Source organism: Kribbella flavida DSM 17836, assembly GCF_000024345.1.
GTDB classification, from domain to species: Bacteria; Actinomycetota; Actinomycetes; order Propionibacteriales; family Kribbellaceae; genus Kribbella; species Kribbella flavida.
The window spans coordinates 850,376-874,649 of record NC_013729.1 but is presented as its reverse complement, the minus strand read 5'-3'; the positions used below and the strand labels follow the sequence as shown (position 1 = coordinate 874,649).

At 68.6% G+C, this 24,274-nt stretch carries 26 protein-coding genes; 15 read left to right on the top strand and 11 right to left on the bottom strand.

Translation table 11 applies throughout. From position 1 onward, the window contains the following. Positions 1-633: 633 nt before the first annotated feature. From KFLA_RS37220 to KFLA_RS04015, 8 genes are all read left to right on the top strand, one after another. Positions 634-855 carry a hypothetical protein gene (locus KFLA_RS37220; protein ID WP_148256540.1) on the top strand — a complete coding sequence of 74 codons (222 nt, stop codon included), beginning with the start codon at positions 634-636 and terminating at the stop codon, positions 853-855. 1,663 nt (positions 856-2,518) lie between these two features. Beyond that, complete coding sequence (locus KFLA_RS04045; RefSeq protein ID WP_148256539.1) at positions 2,519-3,076, top strand: hypothetical protein; 558 nt, start codon at positions 2,519-2,521, stop codon at positions 3,074-3,076. A gap of 477 nt (positions 3,077-3,553) precedes the next feature. After that, entirely contained in the window at positions 3,554-4,645 is a 1,092-nt protein-coding gene (locus KFLA_RS04040) for a sensor histidine kinase (RefSeq protein WP_012918484.1), read from the top strand. Continuing rightward, the gene (locus KFLA_RS04035; protein WP_012918483.1) at positions 4,642-5,244 is read left to right on the top strand and encodes a response regulator transcription factor; all 603 of its coding nucleotides are present in this window, start codon (positions 4,642-4,644) and stop codon (positions 5,242-5,244) included. Before KFLA_RS04040 ends, KFLA_RS04035 begins: the two co-directional genes overlap by 4 nt. A 108-nt stretch (positions 5,245-5,352) precedes the next feature. Then, a complete protein-coding gene (locus KFLA_RS04030) occupies positions 5,353-6,237 on the top strand; it encodes an ABC transporter ATP-binding protein (RefSeq protein ID WP_012918482.1) in 885 nt (294 codons plus the stop codon). Positions 6,238-6,263: 26 nt separating this feature from the next. Then, positions 6,264-6,980, top strand: coding sequence for an ABC transporter permease (locus tag KFLA_RS04025; RefSeq protein ID WP_012918481.1), 717 nt, complete (start codon positions 6,264-6,266; stop codon positions 6,978-6,980). 63 nt (positions 6,981-7,043) lie between these two features. Further along, positions 7,044-7,721 carry a GOLPH3/VPS74 family protein gene (locus KFLA_RS04020; RefSeq protein WP_012918480.1) on the top strand — a complete coding sequence of 226 codons (678 nt, stop codon included), beginning with the start codon at positions 7,044-7,046 and terminating at the stop codon, positions 7,719-7,721. Between the two features lie 295 nt (positions 7,722-8,016). Further along, on the top strand, positions 8,017-9,303 hold the full coding sequence (locus KFLA_RS04015; RefSeq protein ID WP_237706723.1) for an alpha/beta hydrolase: 1,287 nt from the start codon (positions 8,017-8,019) through the stop codon (positions 9,301-9,303). 110 nt (positions 9,304-9,413) lie between these two features. Here the strand turns inward: KFLA_RS04015 and KFLA_RS04010 are convergent, their stop codons facing one another. Next, positions 9,414-10,316 (bottom strand): phosphotransferase family protein, encoded by a 903-nt coding sequence (locus tag KFLA_RS04010; RefSeq protein WP_148256537.1) that lies wholly within the window; start codon positions 10,314-10,316, stop codon positions 9,414-9,416. 48 nt (positions 10,317-10,364) lie between these two features. Continuing rightward, complete coding sequence (locus tag KFLA_RS04005) at positions 10,365-10,907, bottom strand: GNAT family N-acetyltransferase (protein ID WP_012918477.1); 543 nt, start codon at positions 10,905-10,907, stop codon at positions 10,365-10,367. 270 nt (positions 10,908-11,177) lie between these two features. On the opposite strand from KFLA_RS04005, the gene KFLA_RS04000 reads away from it, so the two are divergent. The 4 genes from KFLA_RS04000 to KFLA_RS03985 all read left to right on the top strand — a co-directional run bounded on the left by KFLA_RS04000 (position 11,178) and on the right by KFLA_RS03985 (position 14,720). After that, on the top strand, positions 11,178-12,119 hold the full coding sequence (locus KFLA_RS04000; RefSeq protein ID WP_012918476.1) for an alanine racemase: 942 nt from the start codon (positions 11,178-11,180) through the stop codon (positions 12,117-12,119). After that, entirely contained in the window at positions 12,097-13,329 is a 1,233-nt protein-coding gene (locus KFLA_RS03995) for an MFS transporter (protein WP_237706722.1), read from the top strand. Before KFLA_RS04000 ends, KFLA_RS03995 begins: the two co-directional genes overlap by 23 nt. Then, a complete protein-coding gene (locus tag KFLA_RS03990; protein WP_012918474.1) occupies positions 13,326-14,075 on the top strand; it encodes a class I SAM-dependent DNA methyltransferase in 750 nt (249 codons plus the stop codon). Before KFLA_RS03995 ends, KFLA_RS03990 begins: the two co-directional genes overlap by 4 nt. A 330-nt stretch (positions 14,076-14,405) precedes the next feature. Continuing rightward, positions 14,406-14,720, top strand: coding sequence for a hypothetical protein (locus KFLA_RS03985; protein ID WP_237706721.1), 315 nt, complete (start codon positions 14,406-14,408; stop codon positions 14,718-14,720). A gap of 114 nt (positions 14,721-14,834) precedes the next feature. On the opposite strand, the gene KFLA_RS03980 is transcribed toward KFLA_RS03985, so the two are convergent. From KFLA_RS03980 to KFLA_RS03965, 4 genes are all read right to left on the bottom strand, one after another. Next, positions 14,835-16,436 carry an ABC-F family ATP-binding cassette domain-containing protein gene (locus KFLA_RS03980; RefSeq protein WP_012918472.1) on the bottom strand — a complete coding sequence of 534 codons (1,602 nt, stop codon included), beginning with the start codon at positions 16,434-16,436 and terminating at the stop codon, positions 14,835-14,837. 177 nt (positions 16,437-16,613) lie between these two features. Continuing rightward, positions 16,614-17,471, bottom strand: coding sequence for an ABC transporter permease (locus KFLA_RS03975; protein ID WP_012918471.1), 858 nt, complete (start codon positions 17,469-17,471; stop codon positions 16,614-16,616). Next, the gene (locus KFLA_RS03970) at positions 17,468-18,406 is read right to left on the bottom strand and encodes an ABC transporter ATP-binding protein (RefSeq protein WP_012918470.1); all 939 of its coding nucleotides are present in this window, start codon (positions 18,404-18,406) and stop codon (positions 17,468-17,470) included. Before KFLA_RS03970 ends, KFLA_RS03975 begins: the two co-directional genes overlap by 4 nt. Positions 18,407-18,498: 92 nt before the next feature. Then, positions 18,499-19,530: a hypothetical protein gene (locus KFLA_RS03965; RefSeq protein WP_012918469.1), complete on the bottom strand. Its 1,032-nt coding sequence runs from the start codon at positions 19,528-19,530 to the stop codon at positions 18,499-18,501. Positions 19,531-19,951: 421 nt separating this feature from the next. Here KFLA_RS03965 and KFLA_RS38660 point away from each other — a divergent pair, with 421 nt between their 5' ends. Beyond that, positions 19,952-20,176: a hypothetical protein gene (locus KFLA_RS38660; RefSeq protein WP_237706720.1), complete on the top strand. Its 225-nt coding sequence runs from the start codon at positions 19,952-19,954 to the stop codon at positions 20,174-20,176. 109 nt (positions 20,177-20,285) lie between these two features. Here KFLA_RS38660 and KFLA_RS03955 read toward each other — a convergent pair whose 3' ends face one another. Both KFLA_RS03955 and KFLA_RS03950 read right to left on the bottom strand, forming a co-directional pair. Continuing rightward, positions 20,286-20,474, bottom strand: coding sequence for a hypothetical protein (locus KFLA_RS03955; RefSeq protein WP_012918468.1), 189 nt, complete (start codon positions 20,472-20,474; stop codon positions 20,286-20,288). A 70-nt stretch (positions 20,475-20,544) separates the two neighbouring features. Further along, positions 20,545-20,943 carry a VOC family protein gene (locus KFLA_RS03950; protein ID WP_012918467.1) on the bottom strand — a complete coding sequence of 133 codons (399 nt, stop codon included), beginning with the start codon at positions 20,941-20,943 and terminating at the stop codon, positions 20,545-20,547. A 122-nt stretch (positions 20,944-21,065) separates the two neighbouring features. Here KFLA_RS03950 and KFLA_RS03945 point away from each other — a divergent pair, with 122 nt between their 5' ends. Next, on the top strand, positions 21,066-21,365 hold the full coding sequence (locus tag KFLA_RS03945) for a DUF4287 domain-containing protein (protein ID WP_012918466.1): 300 nt from the start codon (positions 21,066-21,068) through the stop codon (positions 21,363-21,365). Positions 21,366-21,438: 73 nt separating this feature from the next. Then, a complete protein-coding gene (locus KFLA_RS03940) occupies positions 21,439-21,948 on the top strand; it encodes a tetratricopeptide repeat protein (protein WP_041289769.1) in 510 nt (169 codons plus the stop codon). 18 nt (positions 21,949-21,966) lie between these two features. Here the strand turns inward: KFLA_RS03940 and KFLA_RS03935 are convergent, their stop codons facing one another. From KFLA_RS03935 to KFLA_RS03925, 3 genes are all read right to left on the bottom strand, one after another. Then, the gene (locus KFLA_RS03935) at positions 21,967-23,229 is read right to left on the bottom strand and encodes a type II toxin-antitoxin system HipA family toxin (protein WP_012918464.1); all 1,263 of its coding nucleotides are present in this window, start codon (positions 23,227-23,229) and stop codon (positions 21,967-21,969) included. Continuing rightward, on the bottom strand, positions 23,222-23,572 hold the full coding sequence (locus tag KFLA_RS03930) for a helix-turn-helix domain-containing protein (protein WP_012918463.1): 351 nt from the start codon (positions 23,570-23,572) through the stop codon (positions 23,222-23,224). The genes KFLA_RS03935 and KFLA_RS03930 overlap by 8 nt, the downstream gene beginning before the upstream one ends. 96 nt (positions 23,573-23,668) lie before the next feature. Beyond that, positions 23,669-24,124: a rhodanese-like domain-containing protein gene (locus KFLA_RS03925; RefSeq protein WP_041289133.1), complete on the bottom strand. Its 456-nt coding sequence runs from the start codon at positions 24,122-24,124 to the stop codon at positions 23,669-23,671. Between the last annotated feature and the right edge of the window lie 150 nt (positions 24,125-24,274).

Sequence of the window (24,274 nt, the reverse complement as noted above, 5' to 3'; positions counted from 1 at the left end):
TGGAGCCGCTCGATGGGCGTCCATCACGTGCATGATGGGGACCGAGTTCTCAGCAGAATGCGTCGTGGAGGCGATTGTCTTCCGATGTCCATCTATCTGCACTCTCTCCGCCGCTACTCCGCCACGGAACTCATCGCCGCGTGCGTCGATATCCGCACAGTCGTTGGCCGCCTCGGTCACGGAGGCGGCGGCGCAACCACCCTTCGCGTCTCCAGCACGCTCGTCCCGGAGGCTGATCGGCGAGTTGCGAATCTGCTAGCGAGCCGGATGCCTTGGCCCACTTCCGGCTCATGAGAACGATCTCGCCAGAATAGGGCGTGCTGACCCCCACGCAACGCGGGGCAGGCGTGAAGCAGGCGTCGTCCAACTCCCCTCTGGAGGGCTCGGATGCAACGTGAGAAGACTCGGCGGGGGCGGAGCCCCAGGGCCTCTTCAGCCCGCCGCCTGAGAACGGCCGGTTGGATGTTGCTTGGCTTAGCTGCCGGCCTCGGTCTCGGATGGCTGTTTGGCAGTCTTACCGGCTGTCTTCGCACAAGATGTGAGCCCAGGTTGGGTGCAATCGAAGCAACTGGTACCTGGGTTGGCGGACTCGGCACGATCGCGCGGTCTTGTTTGCCGTTGCAGCGTTCCAGAGTGAGGAGCGACATCGTCGAACTGAGGCGGAATTCAGGCAGGAAGAGCTTGCTGACCAAAAGGCCGAACGCGATGAACGAGCAGTTACGGCGTGAACGGGTTCAGCATGCAGACGAGATTCTGAAGCAGGATGCCGCCGAAGCTCAGAAGGCGACTGTCGATGTCGGCGCGCTCTGGACTAGCGGCGACAACATTCTTGGGTTTCGCTGGCTGGGTCTATAACGGCACGAACGATGACGCCATCTTCGATGCCACCGCGACACTTGGAGAATTCGGAGCGACGTATGCGCGGTCCATGAGGCCGGGAGAGTCGAAGCGGAAAGAGATCCAGGGGGTAGCGGCCCAATCGCTCTGTTTCGGGATGTACCTGTGGCGGCCGAAGGACCGACGTTTCTCAGAGAGGTTCAAGTCCGGACCACTGTCGAGTTCACTCTCAACGGCCGAGCCTAGCGTCGAACCGGCAACCAGTTAGCCGAACTGATGAAATCCTGAACGACCATCTCTTGCGCGATACCTAAAAGGGGAGGGCTCGTTCGGATCGGATGGTCGGAAGAGTGTGAGCCCGTCGACCAGATTCCGGAGTTGCGCGAGCACATTCTGAGAGATGAAGCCTCGATCACGGACAGGGTTGGCGAGGTTCTGGCAGTTGACACTGTTCGCGCTTCGAACCTGTTGCCCTACGGACGCCATCGCCGCACCCTGCTTCGCTTGCGGCTGTGGTCCCGCGATCGGAGAATACGTTCGCAGGCAAGCGATTGGTCCCGACAGTCCTGAGTTGTTCGCCTTTACTCAGCAGAATGAACGAAAGATGCTGGCTGAGGATGGTTACCGATGAGAAGGCCGGCGCGGCGAATCCCCAGGTCACGGGTAGATTTGGCAATTGATGACAAACGATGAGCGTATTCTTGTCAGTTTCCGCGGGTTTTGGGTTCGAGTCCCACGGGGCCTACCAAAACCGCAGGTCAGAGGGCGATTCCAACGAGCCTGCTGCCACCGCTCGGACTCGCGGCATGACACGGTTCGTGACGCAACAGTGCCCAGGATCGGCCTCACCGCCAAAGCAAATGGTCGCAAGCGGCGGGATCGACGCGCTGCCGAGCGGGGACCGTCAGAGCGCGCGTGCACGCCGGCGTTGACCCATCCCGAAGCGTCGACGCGATCTCACAGAGTCATCCCGGCTGGGCCTGACGCCGAGAAGCTCGCCGAAGCCGATCCGGAGAGCAACGTCGTCAAGTTCGACAAGCGCGACGCCGACGAGCACAGACGGCCCCTCATCGGCAGCGTGAAGATCGCTTCTCACAACGCCGGCACGCGCCGCGGATCTGGGTCGATGGCAAAGTGATCGGTCCCATACGCATTCCTGGATAAGCTTCGGCTGTCTGCAGGTGGGAGTCCAGCACCAGACTCAGCGGGACGACCGAGCCGGACTCGACACCAAGTGGAAAGCTTATGATAAGCCGCTGACTTGCTTCCTACAGCGTGTAGCAGGGCACTCCTCAATCTGGCCGACGGACTCAACCACGGCATGTGTCTCCATGACCGCTCGCAGGAGAAGCCGCGACCCGAGTGGGGCATGTCCGGGCAGAGAACACAGCCCGTCGATGGCAACAACAAGACCGATGGCGCCGAGGAGTTGCCCTGGTCTTGTAAGGGCTACCTACAAGCCGCATTCGATCACCGGCGGTATCGGTTTCGACGGGCGCCAAGAATGCTTCGGCGCCTTCGAGGTGCAGAAGGTGTGCATCAAGCTTCAGAAACTCGACTACTACGGCACCTATCACGACCGTACGAGTTACGTCTGCTCGGCGGAAACGCTTGGCCGGACGGCGTCCAGACCACCAGGACCGGCTACTCTGCCGGGGTGAGACTGTGTATCGGGTAATGAATGAGCACTTTTGACTGGAGCATGGGTTCGACGGTCCCCTCACCCGAGACCGTCGAGCCCCGCAAGACGTTGATCGCCGACGTGGCTGGCGTCGGCGAGTTGATGCATGCCCCTCGAAGGCTACGACTCCTGGTCGGAGCGAGCAGCGTGTGCGTCCGGGACGCCGCGGACCGGCTGATCTGGTTGGAGACCGCTCTGCTATCCGCGTTCACTGACACCGATGGCCAGGTCAGGATTGTCCGCCACGACGACGAACCCACTCTCGTACCTCGTGACACTGGCGCCGAGGCACGGGCTCTCGCGAGTCTCGACGCCTTCCGCGCCTGGTACGACGCTCGCAGCGAGTCTGCATCCGTTCCAACTGGACCGTACCTTGATCGACCCACGACCGGACTCACGCTCAGTACCGAAGGTGGGAGGTCCACCGCAATCACTCGCGATCTTGAGACAGGCATCATCCTGTCCGCCCGCGGCCGGTCACTGCGGGGAGAGTTCGAACTGCAGGTTGGATCAGTGGAAATCAGGGAGACGACGGCCGACGAGTTCTCGCCGGTCTGACTTCGTCTCGGCTTACACATGCATGTAGGCCTCGTCAGTTCTGACATCCCGAGATCGACCCCGAGCGTGAGCCCAGAGGCAGTGTCAAGCCCTGCGCAGTCAAGTACTGCGAGTCCCACGTGTACGGCGGGATCGACCCGGTCTACGGGCGACATCATCGACTATCTCCGGCCGTCACCGACCCCCTGGAACTGTTCGCTCTCGTGTTCGCCGGCCTGAGCATCGATCTGGGCCGTGGCCCCGGCGGCACGGATCGGCCGCTGCTGTGGTTCGGCGTACCGTCCAAACGCGGGCCAGGCGGTAGATGACACCATGTCACTAGTTTGCCTGGCGCAACGACGACATACTGGCGGTGACCATGGACCTGGTGGTGCTGGCATCGTGGCAGGCGGACCGGAGCTGTCCGGGTCGGTTCGTTCGCGCCGGAAAGAGAGCACTTACGCCGTGACGTCCGAGCACCGTGCGCAAGGATCCAAGGTGAGGCTGCGGCGGCTGAACCTGTTCATGCTGCTGCCGATCGTCGCCGCTGGTGGCGTGCTGCACGTCGCGCTGGAAGCTCAGAATTGGTGGCACGCGATCGTGCTGAGCGTCGGTGTGGTGGCCGGGGTGGTGGGCTTCGTGCGGTGGGCCGACGGCAAGGTGATGACCGTCGCCGTGCCGTGCCTGCTGATCGGCGGCGCCGTTTGGTTCTTCGGGGCGGCGGTGGCCGACAGCGGAGGTTCGTTCATCGGTCTGCTCATCGTCGGTCCGCTTGTCGTGCCGGAGCTGCGGCGGTTCCGCCTCACCGCAGGGGTGGCGCTGGTGGTCTTCGTCGCCGTGGTGGGGTCGGCCAAGCTGTGGCTCGCCCCGGACGAGTTTCGCAGTGACCTGATCGGTTTTGTCATCGTGCCGGCGGCGCTCACGGCGGTCGTGGTGGGGTTGAGGTTTCCGAACCACACCTTCTACGACGTCGTGCGGGACCTGGAGGACTCCCGGGAGCGGGAGGCGGAGTTGGCGGTGATGCGCGAGCGGGTCCGGTTCGCCGGCGATCTGCACGACATCCAGGGGCATACGTTGCACGTGGTCAAGCTGAAGGCGGCGCTGGCCCAGAAGATCCTCCGGTCGGACCCGGTCCAGGCCGAGCAGGAGCTCCGCGAGATCCACGCGCTGGTCGTCGACACGATCGGCCAGACCAAGGCGCTCGCGTACGGTGAGCGCCGGCTCAATCTCCAGGCCGAGCTCGAGAACGCGAAGAACCTGCTCGAAGCGGCCGGCGCCAAGGTCGTGATCGCACGGGACGGCGAGCCGGATCCGGCGTGGAGCGACCTGTTGAGCCAGGTGCTTCGCGAGACCACGACCAACATCCTGCGGCACGCACAGGCCGGGCAGGTCCGGATCGAGCTCGGCGCGGCCGGGATGGAGATCACCAACGACGGCGCCGATCACGACCGGATTCCCGAGCTCCGCGGCCTGGCCGGGCTGCGAGAGCGCGTCGTGGACGGCGGCGGCACTCTCGTCGTCGAACAACACGGCCAGGAGTTTCGTACGGCGGTGTTGTTCGTCAGCACAGAAGGCAGGTCGCCGAGATGATCACGATCGTGCTGGCCGACGACGAGGCGCTGCTGCGCAAGGCGCTGGCAAAGCTGTTGCCGATGGAGGGCCAAATCCAGGTCGTCGCCGAGGCCACCGACGGTGCGGACGCGGTGCAGGCGACGTTGCGCCACGGGCCCGACGTACTCGTCATCGACCTGGAGATGCCGGGCACCGACGGACTGGACGCCGTGGCGGCGATCCGGCGGGCACGCCCGCAGCAGGTGGTGCTGATGCTGACCCGCCATGCGAAGCCGGGCGTACTGCGGCGTGCGCTGAAGCTCGGGATCCAGGGATTCGTCAGCAAGTCCGCGGAGCCGGCCCACATCGCCTCGGTGATCGGACTCCTGCACGGGGGTAAGCGCTGGATCGATCCGGAGGTGTCCGCGCGTGCCGTCATCGACGACAACCCGCTGACCGACCGCGAGCTCGACGCGCTGCGACTGACCAGCGAAGGGTACTCGGTGGCCGACATCGCGACCCGCCTGTTCCTTGCCGAAGGCACCGTCCGGAACTACCTGTCCAACGCCATGCGCAAGACGCAGGCCAAGAGCCGGCACGAGGCCGCCCGCTACGCCCGGGAGCACGACTGGCTGTAGGGCCGCCCGCAAGTGACGTGGTGTCACCTTCGTTGCCTGACACACCTCACATCAGGTGGTGACGCGACGCCACTGTGGCCACCCGGGTCCGTGGGCTGAGATGGAGACATGTCCTCCACCGCAGTGATCGAAGTCGAAGGACTCAACCTCGCGTACGGCGACTTCCACGCCGTACGCGATCTCTCGTTCGAGGTCCGCCAGGGCGAGCTGTACGCCTTGCTCGGCACCAACGGAGCGGGCAAGACCTCCACGCTGGAGGTGATCGAAGGGCATCGCGCGGCGACCTCGGGCTCGGTGCGCGTCTTCGGCCGCAGCCCGCGGAACCGGAACCAGACCCGGCCCCGGATGGGCATCATGCTGCAGGAGAGCGGCTTCTCCCCCGACCTCACGGTCCGGGAGACGGTGCACCTGATCGGCCGGTTGTCCCGGCGTACCGACAACGTCGAGCGGGTGCTGACGGTCGCCGAACTGCAGCACAAGGCGACGACCCGGGTCTCCCAGCTGTCGGGCGGCGAGAAGCGGCGACTGGACTTCGCCACCGCCGTGTACGGCGCCCCGGAGCTCATTTTCCTCGACGAGCCCACGACCGGGCTGGACATCCAGTCCCGCGACGCGCTCTGGGACGCCGTCGACCGCCTGCGTGAGGACGGCTCGACCGTCGTACTCACCACGCACTACCTCGAGGAGGCCCAGCAGCGGGCCGACCGGATCGGCCTCATGCACAAGGGCGAGTTCCACCGCGAGGGAACCGTTGCCGAGCTCACCAACACCCTGCCGGCCGTGATCCACTTCCGGCTCCCCGACGACGCGCCGGCCCCACCGTTGCAGGTGACCAGGCACGACCACGGCGGCTACCGCGTCGAGACCTTCGACCTCGAGCAGGACCTTCGCACCCTGCTCAACTGGGCCCACAGCTCCTCGGCGCCGCTGACCGAACTGGAAGCCGGCCCGACCCGGCTCGACGACATCTTCCGGTCGATCGAGCGCGGCTGACCAGCTTCTCGCAGACAAGGATCGACATGTTCGACATCGCGCTGAGCGAACTCGCTCAGACCTTCCGCAACCGATCGGTGCTGATCACCAGCTTCTTCATGCCGGTGGCAGCCAGCGCGTTCTTCATCTGGCGCCGCGAGATCTTCGCGAGCCTCGGCCACGGGTTCATCGCCGCCCTGGTGGTCTTCACCATCGCTGCCTTCGGGCTGTACGCCGGCGCCGTGACCTCCTTGGCCGCACGCCGGCAGAACCTGTTCCTCAAGCGACTGCGGTCGACCTCGGCCGGCGACGCCGGGATCCTGGTCGGCATGGTCCTGCCGGGCACGGTCCTGGCGGTGATCCAGACGACCCTGGTCCTCGTCGTACTCGCGGTCGTGACCGACCGGCCCAGTGATCTCGTGCTGGTGGTGTTCGGCTCGCTGCTCGTGGTCGCCATGATGCTCGGCTTGGGGCTGGCGACGGCAGGCGTGACCCGCTCCCCCGAGCATGCGCAGGTGACAACGCTGCCGATCAGTCTGGGCGTGATCGCGATCGTGAACTGGGTCGCGATCACCGGCCCCGAGCAGCTCACCGCCCTGAAGCGCCTGCTTCCCGGCGGCGCGGCCACCGAGCTCCTCACCCGGGCGTGGGACGGCGGAGTGCCCGGCGGCGACGTCCTGCTTCTCGTCGCACCGACGCTGGGCTGGGTGGCCGTCTCGGCCGCTCTGGCGCTGAAGTACTTCCAGTGGGAGCCGCGCCGCTGAGTCCAGCGAGCCGGAGGTCACCTGCGCTCCCTTCATGAACCCATCGACCCATCGAGGACGACCATGACCCAGTACGACGAGCCGACCCTGGCCGAGGACCTCCTGCTCCTGCTCTTCCAGCCCAGCTCCGGCACCATCGCGGGCGAGAACACGCTGTTCTACGCGCTCGGAGGAGCAGTGCTCGCCGACCTCGCGCTGCAGGGACACGTGACCGTGGACGAATCGTCCGGAGGCAAGCTGGCGACGGCCGGGAACGAACCCCCGGCCGATCCTGCCCTGCGTTCGGCCTGGGACTACATCGACGAGAAGCAGCGCCGGGTCCAGACCGTTCTCGCGGCGATCGGCCCAGCGTTGCGTCAGCCGTTGCTCCAGCGTCTGATCGACCGCGGTGACCTCACACAGGTTCAGCGCAAGACGTTGCTCGTGTTCACCACGACAGCGCTGCAAGAGGGCGGCAACGGGCGACGGGCCGAACTGCTCGCCGCCGTACGGGGCGCGCTCGTGGACGGCGGCGAGCCGACTGCCCGCGTCGCCGCGCTGGCAGCCCTGATCTCGGGTAGCGGCACGCTGCCCCAGTTCCACCGCGAGATCCCCTGGAACTCCGCGGTCATCTCGCGCGCCAAGGAGCTCGAGCGGGGGAACTGGGGCGCCGGAGCGGCCGCCGAGGCCGTGACCCGCACCGTGACCGCAACCGTCGTCAACAACGTGGTGATCGCGGCCGCCGTGCGGCCGCCCACCTGAGCACAGGTCGTGAGCCGCAAGTCGCTTCCATTGCCATTGACAACGATTTGTCCCGCAGCACTCTTCGGAGGAGAACATGAGACGTACAGTTCCACTGACCATCGCCGTTGCGTCGCTGGCGACCGCCCTGGTCCCGGCTGCGTCGCAGGCAGGTCGAGCAGCCACGCAAGCATCACCGTCGGGTGGTATCCAGTGGAGTAAGTGTCCGGCGGAGATTTCTCCGGTGCCGCTTCCGGAGGGGATGCAGTGCGGCACGGTGAAGGTGCCGTTGGATTACCGTAAGCCTGATGGCCGGATGATCGACATCGCCGTGTCGCGGTTGGCCAGCACCAAGCCCGAGAAGCGGCGGGGGGTGTTGCTGACCAATCCTGGTGGGCCGTCTCCGGGGCAGAACTATCCGGCGTTTCTGGTCGCGATGGGTCTGCCGCAGAGTGTGCGCGACAGCTACGACGTGATCGGGATGGACCCGCGTGGCATGGGCCGCAGTACGCCGGTGACCTGTGACCTGAGCGTGGAGCAGCAGGCCGCGGGCAACGTTCCGCCGTACGCGCGCCACGCGGCCGACGTCACCAAGCGGGCCGCGCAGGTCAAGCAGATCGCCCAGCAGTGCGCTGCGTCGAAGACGGCCTGGATGCTGCCCCACACCAGCACCGCGAACACCGCCCGCGACATGGACCGGATCCGGGTCGCGCTGGGAGAGGCGAAGATCTCCTTCGCCGGTGCTTCCTGGGGCACCCACCTCGGCGCGGTCTACACCACGCTGTTCCCGCACCGCAGCGACCGGATCGTGCTCGACAGCAACGTCGGCCCCGACGGCTGGGACTACCCCAACGACCGCCTGTTCGCGCGCGGTTTCGCCGACCGGTTCCCCGACTTCGCCAAGTACGCCGCAGCCAACCACCGCGAGTACGGCCTGGGCCGCACACCGGCCCAGGTCACCGCGAAATACTTCCAACTCGCCGCGCGCCTGGACACCAAACCGCTCCAGACCATCGACGGCTCCACCTTCCGGCTGCTGACGTTCGTCTTCATGTACGGCGGGCAGCAGTTCCCCACCCTGGCCGGCATCTGGCGCGCCGTGAACGCCGGCCAGGAACCACCGGTCCCCGCCGGCACCACCACCGCCACCACCGCCGGCCAGGACGCGGACAACCTGATCTCGGCCCGCTACTACATCATCTGCAACGACTCCCGCTGGCCACGCTCGGTCCACACCTACCAGCGCAACGTCGCCATCGACCGGATCCGCTACCCCCTGTTCGGCGCGGCCGGCGCCAACATCCAGCCCTGCGCGTTCTGGCCCGAACCCACCCAACCCCCGGTCCGCATCACCGACCAAGGCCCCGCGAACGTGCTGCTGGTGCAAAACCTCCGCGACCCCGCCACCCCACTGGCCGGCGCCCACAAACTCCTGCGGGCCTTCGGCCACCGTGCCACCATGGTCACCGCCGACCAAGGCGGCCACGGCGTCTACCCTGCCGGCAAGAACCAGTGCGCCAAACACGCCGTCACCACCTTCCTCACCACCGGCCAACGCCCCACACACAGCTACCACTGCACAACCGACGCAGCACCCCGCTGACGCCGACGGAGGCAGTCGCCCGCGCCGCGGCGTGGAGAGCAGAACATGAGTTGATGATTGCGTAAGGCATCTATTCGTCAGCAGGTTGGCGAGTGAGTGCTCTGCGATGGTCAACAGACCGTGTAGCGGGCGATCACGTCCACGCAGCGCCGGAACTGTGCCGGTGCAGCGGGGTTCGTCCAGCCGAGCTTCTCGAGTGACCAGTCGACCGCGAAGGCCGGCGTCCACCCGGCGTCGGCCGTCCCGGGATCAGCGACCCGTGCGTACCCGCGGCGTACCAGGTCCACTCGGTCGTGCAAGGGTTCGCCGGCATCGACCTCCCATTGCGCGAAGTCGTAGGCCGGCGAAGCGGGGCCGGCGAACTCCCAGTCGATGAAACCGGCGACCGTCCCGTCGTGGATCAGCAGGTTTTTCGGGCAGAAGTCGCCGTGCACGAGCGAGATCGGGGGCGCCGTCCGGGTCGTCACCTCTTGGCGCAGGAAGTTGGCGCCACGCTCGACGACCGCGGCCGCCGCCGGGCCGAGTGCCGTCGCGACGATGCGTGCGACCCGGGCGACTTCGTGCTCGTCGGGCAACCGCAGCTCGTGCTGGATGCCCCGCTGGTCGTCCGGGACCACGCTGTGCACACGTGCCAGGATTTCACCGGCCTCCGCGACCACCCGCTCGAGAGCAAAGGCGGGCAGTTCGCCGCTGAGCTCTTCGAGCGACCGGCCCGGTAGGAACTGCTGGATCGAGAACGACAGCGGCTCGCCGTCGTGGTCCAGGTGCTCGAGGCCGAGTACCTGGGCTGTCGGTACGCCTGCTGCGGCCGCCTGCGCCATGAGGTGCGCCTCGTCGATGAACCACGGCGTGGGCCGACGCGCGATCCGGACGACCACAGCGACATCGCCGGCGAACTCGGCGCGGTAGGTCTCGTTCAGCCCGCCACCGGCGAGGGGAACGAGGCGCTCGACGGCGCGGCCGCAGACCGACCGCACCACCGCGTCGACGATCGGGCGAGGGGTTGTCACCACCGCCCAAGTATCGTTCAGCAATGCACGGCCAGACATCGAGCGCGCGGGCTACCCCACGTCTTGTCCGGCAGCCCTGGGACTGACGAACACCGCCAGCCGCGGCTCCGGGACCTGGGACGGCAGCTCCTGCCAGCCGACGCGGCGGTAGAACGCCACGGTGTCCACGGCCTGGTGCGACGTGAGCAGCCAGGACGGCTCACCGGCGCACAAGGTGGTCAGCACGGCACGTCCGATGCCGAGGCCTTGGCTCGCGGGATGTACCGCCAGTTCGTCGACCTCGAAGGCGCCGACGAGGTGGCGGTCGACCTGGTCCGCGCCGAGTTCGTCGAAGACCGTGCCGTAGGCGCGATCACGGCGAAACGGCGCCACCGTCGGCCACCCGGCGCCGAATCCGCGCACCGTGCCGCCGACGACCGCGGTGACGAGCCGGAAGCCGGGCCGGGCGGCGTTCTCCTCCAGCCGCCCGGCGAAGGCGTCGAGCTCGGCCGGTTTTTCGTTCCACGGAGGCGCGCCGAACACGTCGCGGTACAGCTCGTCCAGGCGGTCGGCATGCAGCAGGGCATCAGTTCCCGTGACTGTGGTGAGCTCCATTCGAACGACTCTACCTGCGACAGATTCGCATCTGTAGCTAATTTGAAACCGAGGACCGCGAGGTCTTACGGCGGCGAGTTCGGTCGCCTAGACTCCGATGCTCCGCCCCACGGAGCAAGGGAGGGAGCGTCATGCGCTGCATCGACCCGCCAGAAGAGAGCTGACCGCCCGAACATCCGAAAAGTACGGTGCGCCCGATGCCTGTGTGGTGTCGGGCGCGTCGTCGCTGCAGCGGGATCCGTTGCAGCCGTGGAGTGTGTGCGAGGACCGATGCCTGTACTGCCGGTGGCCGTCGACGTACGGCGGCTCGATCGAAACATCCGCCGGTTCCATCAACAGGTGGAGGCTGCGGGACGGGTGACCCGAGCGCATCTCAAGGCGCATCGCACGGTCGAGCTGATGAGTCGGCAGGTCGCGGCCGGGGCGGTGGGTGCGTCCGTGCACACCGTGGAGGCGGCGCGCGAACTCGCCGCGGCCGGGGTGACCGACGTCGTCGTCGCGTGGCCGTGGCGGGAGGACTGGCGCTGGAAGCTGTACGTCGGAGCCGCCCAGGAGATCGAGCGTTTCGGCATTCATGTCGACAGCGCGGAGACGATCACCGGAACGGCCCGGCTGGCGGCCGCGGCGAGCACCCAGGTCGGCGTCCGGATCGATCTGCGCCACACCCCCGCGGCCGATGTTCTTCCGCTGGCCCGCCTGGCCCACGAGACCGCCGGCGTACGCCTGGACGGTGTGACGGGATACCACGGGCCGGAGACGGTGGCGGACATCGCCGACTGCGCGACGCTCGGACGGCGGTACGCCGAGCAGCTGGTCGCGGCCGCGGCATCGATCCGGGCGGAAGGTATCGACTGCCCCGTGGTCAGCATCGGCGGCACCCCGACCGCTTCCGGAGCGCTGGAGGTCGAGGGCATCACCGAGATCGTGGCCGGCGCGTACGCGACCCTGGACGGCGGACTCGCCGCGGCCGGCGCCTGCGACGTCGCGGACGTCGCCATCAGCGTCGCGACCGAGCATGCCGAGCTGCTCGACGACTGCGGCCAGCCCTGGGCTCCTGAGGTGATCGCGGTGCCGGCTGACGGCCGGCTGCTGCCTGGACACGTCTGCCCGCTGGCTCGCAACCTGATGCGCAGCAAGGTCGAGATCACCGTGCTGGACGGCGGCGTACCTGTCGATCGATGGCTGCCCCGTGGCCGGCCTGACCGCGAGTAGGACGGTGCCGGCCCGGTTCTGGCTGTTCTTCAGCGCCCGGACGGTGTCGGTGCTCGGCAACGCGTTCGGCCCGATCGCCCTGGCGTTCGGGGTACTTGCGCTGCCGGGCACCACCCCCACGACGCTCGGCGTGGTGCTGGCGGCGCAAGGTGTTCCTCAGCTCGGACTGTTGCTGCTGGGCGGGGTGGTCGGCGACCGGTTCTCCAGGTATCGCGTGCTGGTGAGCGCCGAGCTGCTGTCCGGTACGGCGTACGCCGGCTTGGCGGCGATGATCCTGACCGGGTGGGCCCCGATCGTGATGCTGTGCGCGGCCGCCTTTGTCGCCGGCGCGGCATCCGCTCTGCTCCTGCCCTCACTGACCGGCGCGGTCGTCGAGACAGTGCCGGGCGACTCGCTGCAGAAGGCCAACGGGTTGCTGAGACTCGGCACGAACTCGGCTCGGATCAGCGGTGTGGTCGCCGCCGGGGCGACCGTGGCTTGGCTCGGGCCGGGTGTGGCACTGGCGTTCGACGCCGCGACCTACCTCGTCGCCGCCGGCCTGTTGAGTGCGCTCCGGTTGCCGGCCTCGGTCCGCGCGAACCGCCGCGACCTGCGCGGCGATCTCCGCGTCGGCTGGCGCGAGTTCGCGAGCCGTCCCTGGCTGTGGTCCACCGTGGCGGCGGCGGGGGTGATCAACGCGGCATCGACGGCCGCTCTGGGGGTGCTCGGCCCGGTCCTGGCCAGAGACCGGCTCGGCGGCGCGATGGCCTGGTCACTGGTGCTGGCCGGCTACGCCGCCGGCATGCTGGTCGGCGTCGCCGTCGCGATCAAGTTCAAGCCGCGGCGGCCGCTGCCCGTGGCGATCCTGTTCACCCCTGCGCTGGCGCTGCCGCTGCTCGCTCTCGGCTTCGTCGCCCCGCTGCCCCTGGTCGTGCTCGCGGCCTTCGGCGCGGGCATCGCGATGGACATCTTCGGTGTCCTCTGGGACACGATCATGCAGACCGAGGTGCCCGCGGACGCGCTGTCGCGGGTCAGCTCGTACGAGTACCTGGTCTCGTCGTCGCTGAAACCCGCCGGAGCGCTGGTCGCCGGCCACGTGGCCGTCCAGTTCGGTCCGGCCGTCGGCCTGCTGCTGTTCGGCGGCCTCATGCTGCTCGCCGCAGCCGGCGCGCTCGCCCATCCCGCAGTCCGGCACCACCCGCCCCGCCCACACCCTGGAGTCCAGTCATGAACGAGGGATACGTCGAAGGTTTCGCCCAGGCCTACGACCGCTTCTGGCACCCGTACCCGAACAAGTCGGCGAAGGCGCTGCTGAAGCTCGTCCGGAGTGCCGCGCCGCAGGCCCGCCGGGTCCTGGACGTCGGCTGCGGCACGGGCATCGTGGCCGAACACTTCCTGCAGGCCGGTTTCGGCGTCACCGGCATCGACCGCTCGCCGGCCATGCTGGCGCTGGCCCGGGCCAGGCTCGGGGACGGCCCGGCACTGTACGAGGCGGACGCCGCGGACTTCACCATGGACGAGCAGTTCCCCGTCGTCGTGTCGACCTACGACATCCCGAACCACCTGGACGACCTCGACCGGGTCGCGGCGTACCTCGGCTGCGTCTACCGCGCGACGGCCCCTGGCGGGTTGTTCGCCTTCGACATCGCCACCGTCGAGGGGCTGCGCGGGATGAACAAGGTCCAGATCCGCGATACCGAGGAAGCCATCCTGCTGTTCCGGGGTGCGCTGAACGAGGCCGCGGGCTTGGGCTTCTACCGCATCTCGGGCGTCGTCCAGGCCGCGGACGGCCGGTACGACCGGTTCGAGACCACCATGACGAACATCGTCGTCCCCGTCGACCGGGTCCTGTCCCTGATGGCCGACACCGGATGGGTCGACAGCTACGTGGCCAGCCCGGACGACCTCTTGACCCCGCTTCCGGAACCACCCGAGGACCTGCCCCATCTGTACCTCGTCGGTCACAAGCAGGCGTAGCCCGGCCGACGTCGCGTCGTACTGGCCGGAGCGATCGCGGTTACGGGGGCTGTTGAGGGGTACCGCCGTCGGACGTGCTCTACGAAGGAGACTCTGATGGCTCGGAATACGTTGGCTCGGTCGATGCATGATGTGGGACTGGCGGCTTGGTTCGGGGGGACGTTGGCGAACGCGGTCGCATTGAACGCCGCGGCCTCCCAGGCCGACAGTGATCGTGGGACGGGGGCTGTGGCCAACGTCGGGTGGGATCGGTGGACGCCGGTCAACGCCGCTGCGATCGGTTCTCACCTGGTGGGGTCGGTCGGGCAGTTGGCGGGCAATGCTCCGCGAGTGTCGGGGCAGCGCGGGGTGGCGTCGATGGTGCTGGTGAAGACGGCGCTGACGGTCGTCGCGCTGGGGGCCACGGCGTACAGCCGGGCGCTGGGGAAGAAGGTGTCGGCCCAGACCGACGTGCCGGCGGAGTCCGGGACCGAGCCCGCAGCGACTACGCCGAGTGATGTCGCGGCGGCGCAGCGGCGGCTGGCGGTCATGCAGTGGGCGGTGCCGGCGGTGACGGGTGCGCTGGTGATCGTCAGCGCCTTCGCAGGCGAGCAGCAGCGGGCCAGCGAGGTCCACAAGGGATTCCTGCGGCGGATGCTCGACTGACCCGTTCGAGCCGTCCCACGAGATCGAGCCGGTCAGGGCCAGGTCAACCTCGGCGGCGACATGCCGGCTGTGACGCCCGAAAGGAGTCACGGCAACGACATGTCGCCGCGGGGTTCAGAGCGCCAGGCGGGGCCAGGCCCTCGTGTCGCGCAGCAGTTGCCGGTCGTGGGTGGCGATCACCACCGCGGCTGGGGTGGAGCCGAGTGCGGCGGTCAGTTCGTCGACGAGCGTGGCTGACAGGTGATTTGTCGGCTCATCGAGCAGGAGGACATGCGGCAGCGCCGCCAGGACCAGAGCCAGGTCGAGGCGTCGGCGCGCACCGACGGACAAGTCAGCGACCGGGCGGTGCCGGTCGTAGCTACCGAGCAGTCCCAGGTCGGCCAGGGATGGGCCTGATTCCCCCGACTGAGCCAGCTGTACGTCGTACAGGTCGGTCGCCGTGCGGGTCCCTGGTTGCTCCGACTCTTGTCCCAGGCGGCCGATGCGTACCGATCGTGGGCGGATGACCGTCCCGGTGCTCGGCTCCAGGTTGCCGGCGAGGACGGACAGCAGCGTGGACTTGCCCGCGCCGTTCGGGCCGGTGATCACCAAGCGGTCTCCGGCGTCCAGTGTCAGGTCCACTGGGCGCTGGAGTCTTCCCGCGACGGTGACCCCGGTGGCCCGTAGCGCGGTCGCGCCGCGGTACTTGGGCAGCTCGGGCATCGTGAAGCGGGTTGGCGGAGGCGGGACGGCGATGACGTGCGCAGCCAGTTCCTCCTGGCGTCGGTGGACGGCCCGGACCAGGCCTGGAGCGCGGGTCGCGCGGCTGTGTTTGCCGTGCCCCTTGGCGGGACGCCAGCTGTCGCGCAGGCGGTTCTGGGCGGTGGACAGGTCGTCGGCGAGGCGTTGACGCTCGGCCAGCTGCTCGGCGTACGACGCCTCCCAGCGGGCCCGCTCGGCTTGGCGACCCTCGACGTACGACGCGTAGCCGCCGCCGTAGACCCGCGGACGGTTGTCGCTGGACGGGTCCAGGTCGATCACGGTGGTGGCGACGTCGGCCAGCAGGGCCCGATCGTGGCTGACCAGGACGACGACGCCCGGGTGGGCGCGCAGCTGCTCGGTGAGGTGATCAAGTCCGCTGGCGTCGAGGTGGTTGGTCGGTTCGTCGAGCAGCAGGATCGAGTGGCCGGCGCCCAGCAGGCAGGCCAGTCGGACCCGATGACGCTGCCCGACGGACAGGGTGCCGAGCGGGCGAGACCGGTCGTCAACGGCGTTCAAGGCGGCCAGCGAGACGTCGACCCGTCGGTCGGCGTCCCAGGCGTCGAGCGCCTCGGCGTCCGTGAGCGCGTCGGCGTAGGCGTCGTCCGCCCCGGGGAAGCCCTCAGCGAGTGCGCTGGTGGCGGCGTCCAGGCGTGCCAGCGCTGCCCGCACGGCGGCCAGTTCGAGATCGATCAGGTCGCCGACCGTGTCGGTGGAGCCGAGCGGGATCTGCTGATCGGCGACGCCGACGGAGCCGGCGCGATGGACTTCGCCCCGGTCGACCGGCAGGTCGCCGGCGAGGACCCGGAGCAGGGTGGTCTTGCCGCGGCCGTTCTCGCCGACGACGGCGACGCGGTCCCCCGCGGCGGCGACGAGGTCGACTCCGGCGAGCACGGGCCGCCGGCCGAAGGAGAGGTGGAGGTCGGACAGACGAACGTGCGCCGCGCGCACCGGCGCGGACGGAAGGTGGGACGGCATGAAGGAACTGCCTCCAGCGAGAGGTGATGAGCAGGAAGGACGAATTCCGGTACTGCGGTTCGCAGTACCGGTGGAGGCGTCGTCCCTCAGAGGAACAGGAGTTGCTGCATCACGTTCACCAGGTTAAAGCACCTGCCCTGCGCCCCGCATCCGGATTCCTGCGGGGCGGAGCAGGTCTCAGAGGTCCTTGCGGGTGTAGGAGAGGGCGGCCAAGGTCCCGATCATCGCGGTCCAGAGCGCGGCCCAGGCGAGATAGGCCGGGGTCAAGGAGGCCACGCTGAGGAAGGGAAAGGCCTGGGAGTCGGGCCCTCCGAACTGGACCAGGGCCGAAGGGTCCTGGAAGCCGTGCATGGCGCCGCGCCACAGGCCGTCGGTGGGCAGCAGCATGCGGGACACAGTGCCGACACGGGCCACGGCCTCGTTGCCGAGGGAGGCTCCCAGGCCGCCCACGACGCCGGCCACCCACGTGGTGCCGAAGAGGCCTACGGCAACTACTCCGGAGGCCATCGGGGAGATGGCGGTGGAGAGCAGCACGGCGAGGGTCAGCAGGACAGTGGTTTGGGCGGCCAGCAGGGCCAGAGCTGCGGCCGGGTTGGGAGGCCAGTAGCCGACTGTCGCCCAGACGACGAGGCACTGAGCCAGTCCCGCCAGTGCGCCGAACCCGCTGCCGAAGGCAACCAGTCCCAGCCATTTGCCCAGCAGGAAAGCGGATCGGCGGACGGGGCGGGCCAGGACGGAAAGCGCGATGCCGGACTCGGTCTCGCCGGCCAGGGTGGGGCCGGTGAGGAAGGCGGTGCCGAGCGCCGCGATCAGGCTGAAGCCGAACATCACCAGATTGAGCAGGATGGACGCTGTCAGCCGGGCTTCGCCGCTGGTGAGCGTGCCGCCCGACTCGGCGGCCAGGCGGGAGAAGCCCCAGGCGCTGAGGGCGAGCAGGACAACGGTGAGAGCGCCGAGGGCGAGCAGCACCCGTCCGCGGGACGCCTCGCGCAGGGTGAGGGCGGTGACGGTGAGGACTGTTCGGGCCGTGCTCATCGATCGACTCCTGACTGGCCGGTGCGCAAGATGCCGAGCAGGCGTTCCTCGAGGCTGATCCGGGCGGGTTCGACCGCGTGGACCTGCACGTCGAGGGCAACCAGCTCGCTGATCAGGGCGGGGACGGAGCTGCCGTCGTCGTCAGCGGGCAGCAGGACGGTGTAGAAGTCGCCCGCTCGCTCAACGACACCAGTTGCCACGAGCAACGCATCGGCGGCCGGGGACAGCGCGGTCAGGTGCAGCCGGAGCTCGCGCTGGCCGAGCAGTTCGGTGAGGGTGCCCGCGGTGGCGACGCGGCCCCGGTCGAGGATGACGACGCGGTCGCAGACGCGTTCCACCTCGCCGATCAGGTGCGAGTTGAGCAGGACCGCGACACCGCGCGACTTCAGGTCCAGGACGATGTCGCGGACGTCGGCGCGGCCGAGCGGATCCAGGGCGCTGGTCGGTTCGTCCAGGATGACGAACTGCGGACGGGCAACCAGGGCGACGGCGAGGCCGAGGCGTTGCTGCATGCCTTTCGAGAAGCCGCCGACACGGTCACCGGCGCGCTCGCCGAGGCCGACGAGGTCCAGGCAGTCGAGCTGCTCCTGCTTCGGGACGGCGAGGCCCGCGAGTCGTACGTGCAGGGTCAGCACCTCCGCCGCGGTGAGCCAGGGCTGGTAGCGGAAGAGTTCCGGCAGGTAGCCGACGGCAACCCGGGCGGCCGGATCGGTGGCAGGGCGGCCGAGCAGCAGCACCTCGCCGGCGTCGGGGCGGACCAGGCCGAGCAGCATCTTGATCACCGTGGTCTTGCCGGCGCCGTTCGGGCCGAGCAGGCCGACGATCTCGCCGCGCCCGACCTCCAGCGAGACGTCCTCGACGGCGGTCCGCTTGCCGTAGCGCTTGTGCAGGCCCGAGCACCAGACCGCCGGTCCGGGCGGCAGGCCGGCGATCAACCGTGCTGCTTCCGTCCGTCCGTCGGGGGTGTCGAGCTCGTCAGCAACGTTGCTGACAGCAACGGCGTCGACGGTACTGCGGCCGGCGGGGTTCAGCGGAGGCTCCGGGCGATCGACAGGACCTCGTTCTTGTCCAGGGAGCCGGCGACCGCGGTGACCATGCCCTTGTCGACCCAGACGACAGCGGAGATCGCGCGGTCGCGGGTGGTCAGGACGGTGGCCTGCTTGCCGTTGACCTTCGCCTGCGACGTGGCAACCTGGTCGGCCGGCACGGGCAGCGGGAGCGTCGAACCGTCGGCGCTGAAGGTCCGCAGCTTGTCCGCGACGTCCTTCGGCAGACCCGGCAACGACAGCAGGTAGTCGCGGGCGGTCTCGAACTCGATGCCCGACGAGAACGCCGACGGCGCCACCGCACGGCCGACGAGCAGGGCGGGCGCACCGGAGGAGGAGCTCCAGAGCTGCGCGACGCCTGGGCCGGCGTCCAGGCGGACCTTGCTGCCGTCGAGGCCGGGCGGCGGCGCAGGCAGCTTCTCCCCCGCCTGCTCGGCTGCCTGGGCGGCGCGGTCGGCGGAGAAGGTGAAAGTTACGCTCACCTTGCCGCCCACCTGGTAGACGGGGTCACCGCTGACACCTTGGGGCAGCTTGGCGACCTGCGGCACGGCGAGTCCGGTCCGCGCGGCGGCGGTCCTCGCGTCGGAGACCTCGCGCAGGCCGTCGGCGCCCGTGACCGCGACTTCGCCGTACGAACGGAGGTCGGGCAGGGCGACCAGGTCCGCGGCACTGATGCTGACCGGCGCGACCTGCTCGGTGCGGAAGATCGGCAGCCAGTCGTTGGCGGCCGCAGTACTGGCGCCAGCGATGACGGCGGCGACTGCCAGAGCGGCCACGAGCGGGCGGCGGAGTACGGAGCGCGAGCTGGTCCTCGTACGCCGCGCGGTTGGGCCTGGCTCGTTCGCGTGGTTCGCGCGCAAGGCGGCGAGCCGGTCGAGGCACTGGGGGCAGGTCGCGAAGTGTTCGCGGTCGGCGTCGGCCACGCCGGCTGGTTCGTGCAGCACTCGGCGCAGCACCGCTTCGGCCGGATGGCGGGCGACAAGGGTCGACAGAGTCCTGGGCAGCGTGTCCATGCATTGAAGATCGCTCAGTATCGATCGAAAGTCAATAGGTTCTGATCGAGTGACGCTAGCTTGCCGAAGACTGCGCAACGTGAAAGCGCAGGCGGCTGTACTGGAGCAGTTCACGCCAACTCGGATCGAGAGGCGGTGGAGAGCCGGCTAGGCTGCCCATGTCGATGTCCCTGGGCGGCTACATCGCCGGGCCCGACGACCGGGCGGGGCAGAAGCTCGGCCGGAACGGGGCCGGTTGTTCAACTGGCTCGACGACCGGATGGGCCCCGGGGGGTGAACGGGCAGGTGTACGGCGAGGCGCTGGCGACCGAGGCGCTGCTCTCCGGGCGCGGACGTTCGAGCTCACCGGACGATGGAACGGCGACCACCACGACGGCGTACCGATCCATGTCCTGACGCAAGGTCCCGACGAGGCGACGAGTTGGCCGCGGCTACGAAGTTCTCCACCGACTTCACCGCGTGCGCGGCGGATGCCCGGGCGGCGGCCGGCGGTCGCGCGGTGATGGTGCACGGCGGCGGCGCGGCGACATCACTGCTCGAGGCCGGCGAGCTGGACGAACCGAAAATCACCTGGTGCAGGTCCTGCTGGGTGAAGGCCGTCGCCTGTTCGAGCCCCGAGCCGGCGGCCACATCGAGCTGCAACTGATCCGCCAACTGGAAGGCGCGACGCCACCCACCTGCGCTACCGCGTCCCCAGACCCTAACACGGACGAAGAAGTCGGCGGCCGCAAGAGTCGGCCGCCGTACGAGTTCGGTCAGACGCCGTGTTCGTTGCCCTGGCGGGGGGTGCGTTTGCTGTAGTCGGCGATGACTCGGCCGCGGGGGTTGACCACCTTGCCGTCGTCGCGCAGGCCGCCGCCGGAGCCGGGGGCTCGTTTGGCCTTGCGGCCTGATTGGTAGCCGCCTTGTGCCGGGTCCTGTCCTTTGTTCTTTCCCCAGCGCATGGTTCGGTTCCTCCCTGCCGGTGACCTGACGCGCGTCACTTTAGCGGCGGCGGGGGCGACGCACGAGGGGTCAGTCGCCGAGTTCTTCGAAGAGGGTGAGCTGGATGCCGCCGGGGGTTTCGAGGCGGGCGTTGAGCGAGTTCCAGGGGGTGCGGGTGGGGGCGGCGACGAGGGAGGCGCCGGCCTCGGTGAGAGTGTGGGTGGTGCCGGTGGCGTCGGTGACCTGGAGCGCGACCCGGAACTGCCCGGCGACGCGGCGGCCGACCTCGACCTGGTCGATGTACGCGGCGTGGTTCGGGTCGGTGATCTCGAGGGTGGCGCGGCCCGCCTCGAGAATGGTGACGTGGCCGTCCTCGGAGGAGAAGGCCGCGCGTTCGGGCAGACCGAGCACGTCGCGGTAGAAGGCGACGGCTTCGGAGTAGTCGGGCGCGGTGACGACCAGGCGGAGTTCGGTGACCTCGTGGCTCATGGTCAGATTCTGCCCGGCCGGAGGTCGAGAAATTTCTGTCCGGCCGGATGTCGAGAACGCCGCCGGGTGTTCGACGCAGGGGTGAGGCAGGGAGGCTGCCCACTGAGCGAGAGGTGACGAAGATGTCGTTCCAGGCCTACTTGGACAAGATCGAGGACAAGACCGGGCTCACCCCGCGGCAGCTGGTCGAGCTGGCCGCCGAGCGCGGCTTCGCCGGACCGGACACCAAGGCGGGCGTGGTGGCGGACTGGCTGAAGCAGGACTACGACCTCGGCCGCGGGCACGCGATGGCGCTGGTGCACGTGATCAAGAACGGCCCGAAAATCAGCACCAAGCACGTCGGCACCGACGGCGTGCACCGCGACGAGTCGGACACGTTGTGGCTGGACGGAAAAGCCACGAATCCGGCCGCGCAGAAGTAAGACACCCAACCACGACCGGCGCGACGGGGCAACGGACTGTACGCCGAAGTGACGGGTTCCGGCCTACGGCATGATGGATGGTGTGAGCAACGAGCTGACGCCTGAGCTGGCGGCGACGATCGAGGCGGGGTTCGCGCGCCGGGACCGGGCGAACATGAAGCCGACGATCGACTTCTTCGAGGACCTGCTGCGGCAGCATCCCGGCAACCCCTACGTGCTGTACGAGGTCGGCGGTTCGTACGACACCGACGGGCAGGAGGAGAAGGCGCTCGAGTACTACGAACGCGCGCTGCCCGGGCTGACCGGGGACACCAAGCGACGCTGCCTGCTGCAGTACGGCAGCACGCTGCGCAACCTCGGCCGGCTCGACGAGTCGCTGGAGCTCTTCGCCAAGGCATGCCAGGAGTTCCCGGAGTCGGACGCGCTGCGCGTCTTCAAGGCCCTGACCCTGAACGCCGCCGGCCGCCACGACAAGGCCCTCGCCACCTTGCTCCTGGTCATCGCCGACCGGATCGACACCCCGGAGATCAAGCGCTACGAAGCGTCCATCCGCGGCAACGCCGACTACCTCGCCACGCGCTGACCGCCCCGGGGCTCGCAGTTACAGGCGGCTGAGCAGGAGGTCGCAATGCGCCTGAACTGCGGGCAGACTGCGACCCGCAACCTCGGCGGCACCGGGCACGTCCGCGAGAACCTTCAGGGCGTCGGCGAAAGCCTGCGGGAAGGACGACGCAAGGTTGCCGACCCGTCCGCGCAGCAACTCACGATCCAAGCCCAGGATCTTGGCGGCCTTGTCCCACTGCTCGGAGAAGATCCGGGCTGGATGGCGCTCACCTCCCACCGAAAGCGCAACAGTGCGTTCGACCTGGTCACTGTCGTAGGCCAGACCGGTGGCGAGGTCGTAGAGCGGCGCCACCCAGGTCCGGCCCGCCGACCGCAAGAGCGAGATGTTCTTGGCGTGCCCGTCCGGAGCGCCGGCGACCAAGTTGACGATCATGAAGTCGGCGAGCGCCAGCAGGTCGTCCCGCAGTACGGTCGACTCTCTCTTCAGCAAACGCACCATGTCCCGCGCGCCGGGGCCTCCTCGCGATTCGTACTTGTTCTCCGGCATCCTGCCGAGCGCTTGGCAGAAGTCCTCTTGGTGGATCCGCGTGACGGTGCCGTCCGAATTCGGTGTCCGGTCGAAGCGCTCGACGACGATCGCCCACTGGTCGTCGAAGCGCAGCAACTGGCTCGCCGCAACATCCACTCCGAGCGCGGTCGCGGCTGCCATCGTGGCGTGTTCCACCAGCGCCTGGTGGAACAGCACCGGAATGCCCGGTTTGACGATGTGTGTGGTGGCCGCCGAACCATGCGCCGCATGCCACCGGCCGTCGATCCGAGCCAGCGCGAACTTCTCCTGCTGACCACCCAACGACCAGTGCTCGTCGGGCATCGTCCAGGAGGCGGGGCGCACGGCGAGGTCACGGAGCCGCTGCCCGATGTCGAACTCGGACAGCAGCTCGTACTCGCCCGAGCGACTGAGCAACTCGTCGACCTTGTCCAGGGCGCTGAACTGAACTGCCCCCGGGCAGTCCCAGCCCATCGCCGCGAGAATGCCGAACAGATCGTCGGGGGAGGTCCCCAACCGCGATGACCACAACCCCAGCGTCGCCGCATTCTCGGGCAGCAGGCCGCGAAGGTACGGCTCAGTTCTCGACGGCGGCCACGTCGAACTGGCGATCGGCAGACGAGCTGACAGAGCGACCTCGCCGGTCCGGACGTAGTTCTCGGCATAGGTGAAAGTCGTCGGAGACCGCTCGTCGGCTCGCTCGAGCTGCCCGACCACCACGCCGTACAAGAGAACGGCGAGCCGGTCAGGCATCGCCGGTCTCCGAGGGAGCGCCCCAGGAGCGGCGCCGCTGTTCGGCGATGTCCTCGTGCGCGGCGGCATAAGACTTCAGCACGTCGTCGGCCTCGAATGCGGCAGCGGACTCCTCGGCGCCTTGTTCTCTGTCGCGCAGAACCACAGTCATGCCGAGCGCGTTCACCAGGCGCAGGACCTGCTGGAACTCAGCGGCGCGATGGCCGGATTCAACTCTGGCCAGCCACGACCGGGAGACTCCGGCGCGTTCGGCCACCTGCTCTTGGGTCAGCCGTTGACGGGAACGTGCGGCGCGCAAAGTCGATCCGAGCTTGGTCCAGTCTGGAATGACGACATCAGCCACCCGGGCACCCCTCATTGTCTCCGAACGAAGACAGTCTGACATTGTCCACGTTCAGAGACAACCCGTTGCCGTCTTCGTTCGCGGACGCCGTTGCGGTCAGCAGGCGCAGGCGACGTTGCGTGGGGCCACGAGGGGATCCACCGGGCGGCGGGTGATGCCTTCGGAGGTTTCGACCGGGAGGCCTTCGCGGGTCCAGTACTCGAAGCCGCCGATCATCTCCTTGACCGGGTAGCCGAGCTTGGCGAACTCCAGGGCGGCCTTGGTGCCGCCGTTGCAGGCGGGGCCCCAGCAGTAGGTGACGACCGCCGCGCCGGCCGGTACGACGGACGCGGCGCGGGCCGCGATCTCCCGGGTCGGCAGGTGGAGAGCGCCGGGAACGTGGCCCTGGTCCCAGCTCTCCTGGCTGCGGCTGTCGACCAACACCCAGCCGGTCACCCCGGCGCCGATGTCGGCGGCGACGTCCGACGGATCGGTCTCGAACGCCAGTCGCCCGGCGAAGTGCGCGGCGGCGGTCTGGGCAGCGGCGGGCGGGGTCTGCAGAACTGCTGACATCGGTGAGCTCCTTGATCTCGTGGAGCCTTCAGCGTGCCGGAGCGGACAGGCCGGCGAACAGTGGCAGAAATGACCTACTGCCACAAGATCATGCCACTACGTCGCCGGGAAATTGCCGCCATCGCCTTGACAGCGGTCCGGCTAACGGTT

Excerpts from the sequence above, each read along its gene's own strand:
- KFLA_RS03940 (WP_041289769.1), top strand. The coding sequence starts at position 21,439 with ATGGATGGTGTGAGCAACGAGCTGACGCCTGAGCTGGCGGCGACGATC.
- KFLA_RS03950 (WP_012918467.1), bottom strand. The coding sequence starts at position 20,943 with ATGAGCCACGAGGTCACCGAACTCCGCCTGGTCGTCACCGCGCCCGAC.
- KFLA_RS04020 (WP_012918480.1), top strand. The coding sequence starts at position 7,044 with ATGACCCAGTACGACGAGCCGACCCTGGCCGAGGACCTCCTGCTCCTG.
- KFLA_RS03955 (WP_012918468.1), bottom strand. The coding sequence starts at position 20,474 with ATGCGCTGGGGAAAGAACAAAGGACAGGACCCGGCACAAGGCGGCTAC.
- KFLA_RS03925 (WP_041289133.1), bottom strand. The coding sequence starts at position 24,124 with ATGTCAGCAGTTCTGCAGACCCCGCCCGCCGCTGCCCAGACCGCCGCC.
- KFLA_RS03980 (WP_012918472.1), bottom strand. The coding sequence starts at position 16,436 with ATGCCGTCCCACCTTCCGTCCGCGCCGGTGCGCGCGGCGCACGTTCGT.
- KFLA_RS03935 (WP_012918464.1), bottom strand. The coding sequence starts at position 23,229 with ATGCCTGACCGGCTCGCCGTTCTCTTGTACGGCGTGGTGGTCGGGCAG.
- KFLA_RS03975 (WP_012918471.1), bottom strand. The coding sequence starts at position 17,471 with ATGAGCACGGCCCGAACAGTCCTCACCGTCACCGCCCTCACCCTGCGC.
- KFLA_RS04005 (WP_012918477.1), bottom strand. The coding sequence starts at position 10,907 with ATGGAGCTCACCACAGTCACGGGAACTGATGCCCTGCTGCATGCCGAC.
- KFLA_RS04035 (WP_012918483.1), top strand. The coding sequence starts at position 4,642 with ATGATCACGATCGTGCTGGCCGACGACGAGGCGCTGCTGCGCAAGGCG.
- KFLA_RS04025 (WP_012918481.1), top strand. The coding sequence starts at position 6,264 with ATGTTCGACATCGCGCTGAGCGAACTCGCTCAGACCTTCCGCAACCGA.
- KFLA_RS03965 (WP_012918469.1), bottom strand. The coding sequence starts at position 19,530 with ATGGACACGCTGCCCAGGACTCTGTCGACCCTTGTCGCCCGCCATCCG.
- KFLA_RS04030 (WP_012918482.1), top strand. The coding sequence starts at position 5,353 with ATGTCCTCCACCGCAGTGATCGAAGTCGAAGGACTCAACCTCGCGTAC.
- KFLA_RS04015 (WP_237706723.1), top strand. The coding sequence starts at position 8,017 with ATGATCGACATCGCCGTGTCGCGGTTGGCCAGCACCAAGCCCGAGAAG.
- KFLA_RS03990 (WP_012918474.1), top strand. The coding sequence starts at position 13,326 with ATGAACGAGGGATACGTCGAAGGTTTCGCCCAGGCCTACGACCGCTTC.
- KFLA_RS03945 (WP_012918466.1), top strand. The coding sequence starts at position 21,066 with ATGTCGTTCCAGGCCTACTTGGACAAGATCGAGGACAAGACCGGGCTC.
- KFLA_RS04000 (WP_012918476.1), top strand. The coding sequence starts at position 11,178 with ATGCCTGTACTGCCGGTGGCCGTCGACGTACGGCGGCTCGATCGAAAC.
- KFLA_RS04045 (WP_148256539.1), top strand. The coding sequence starts at position 2,519 with ATGAGCACTTTTGACTGGAGCATGGGTTCGACGGTCCCCTCACCCGAG.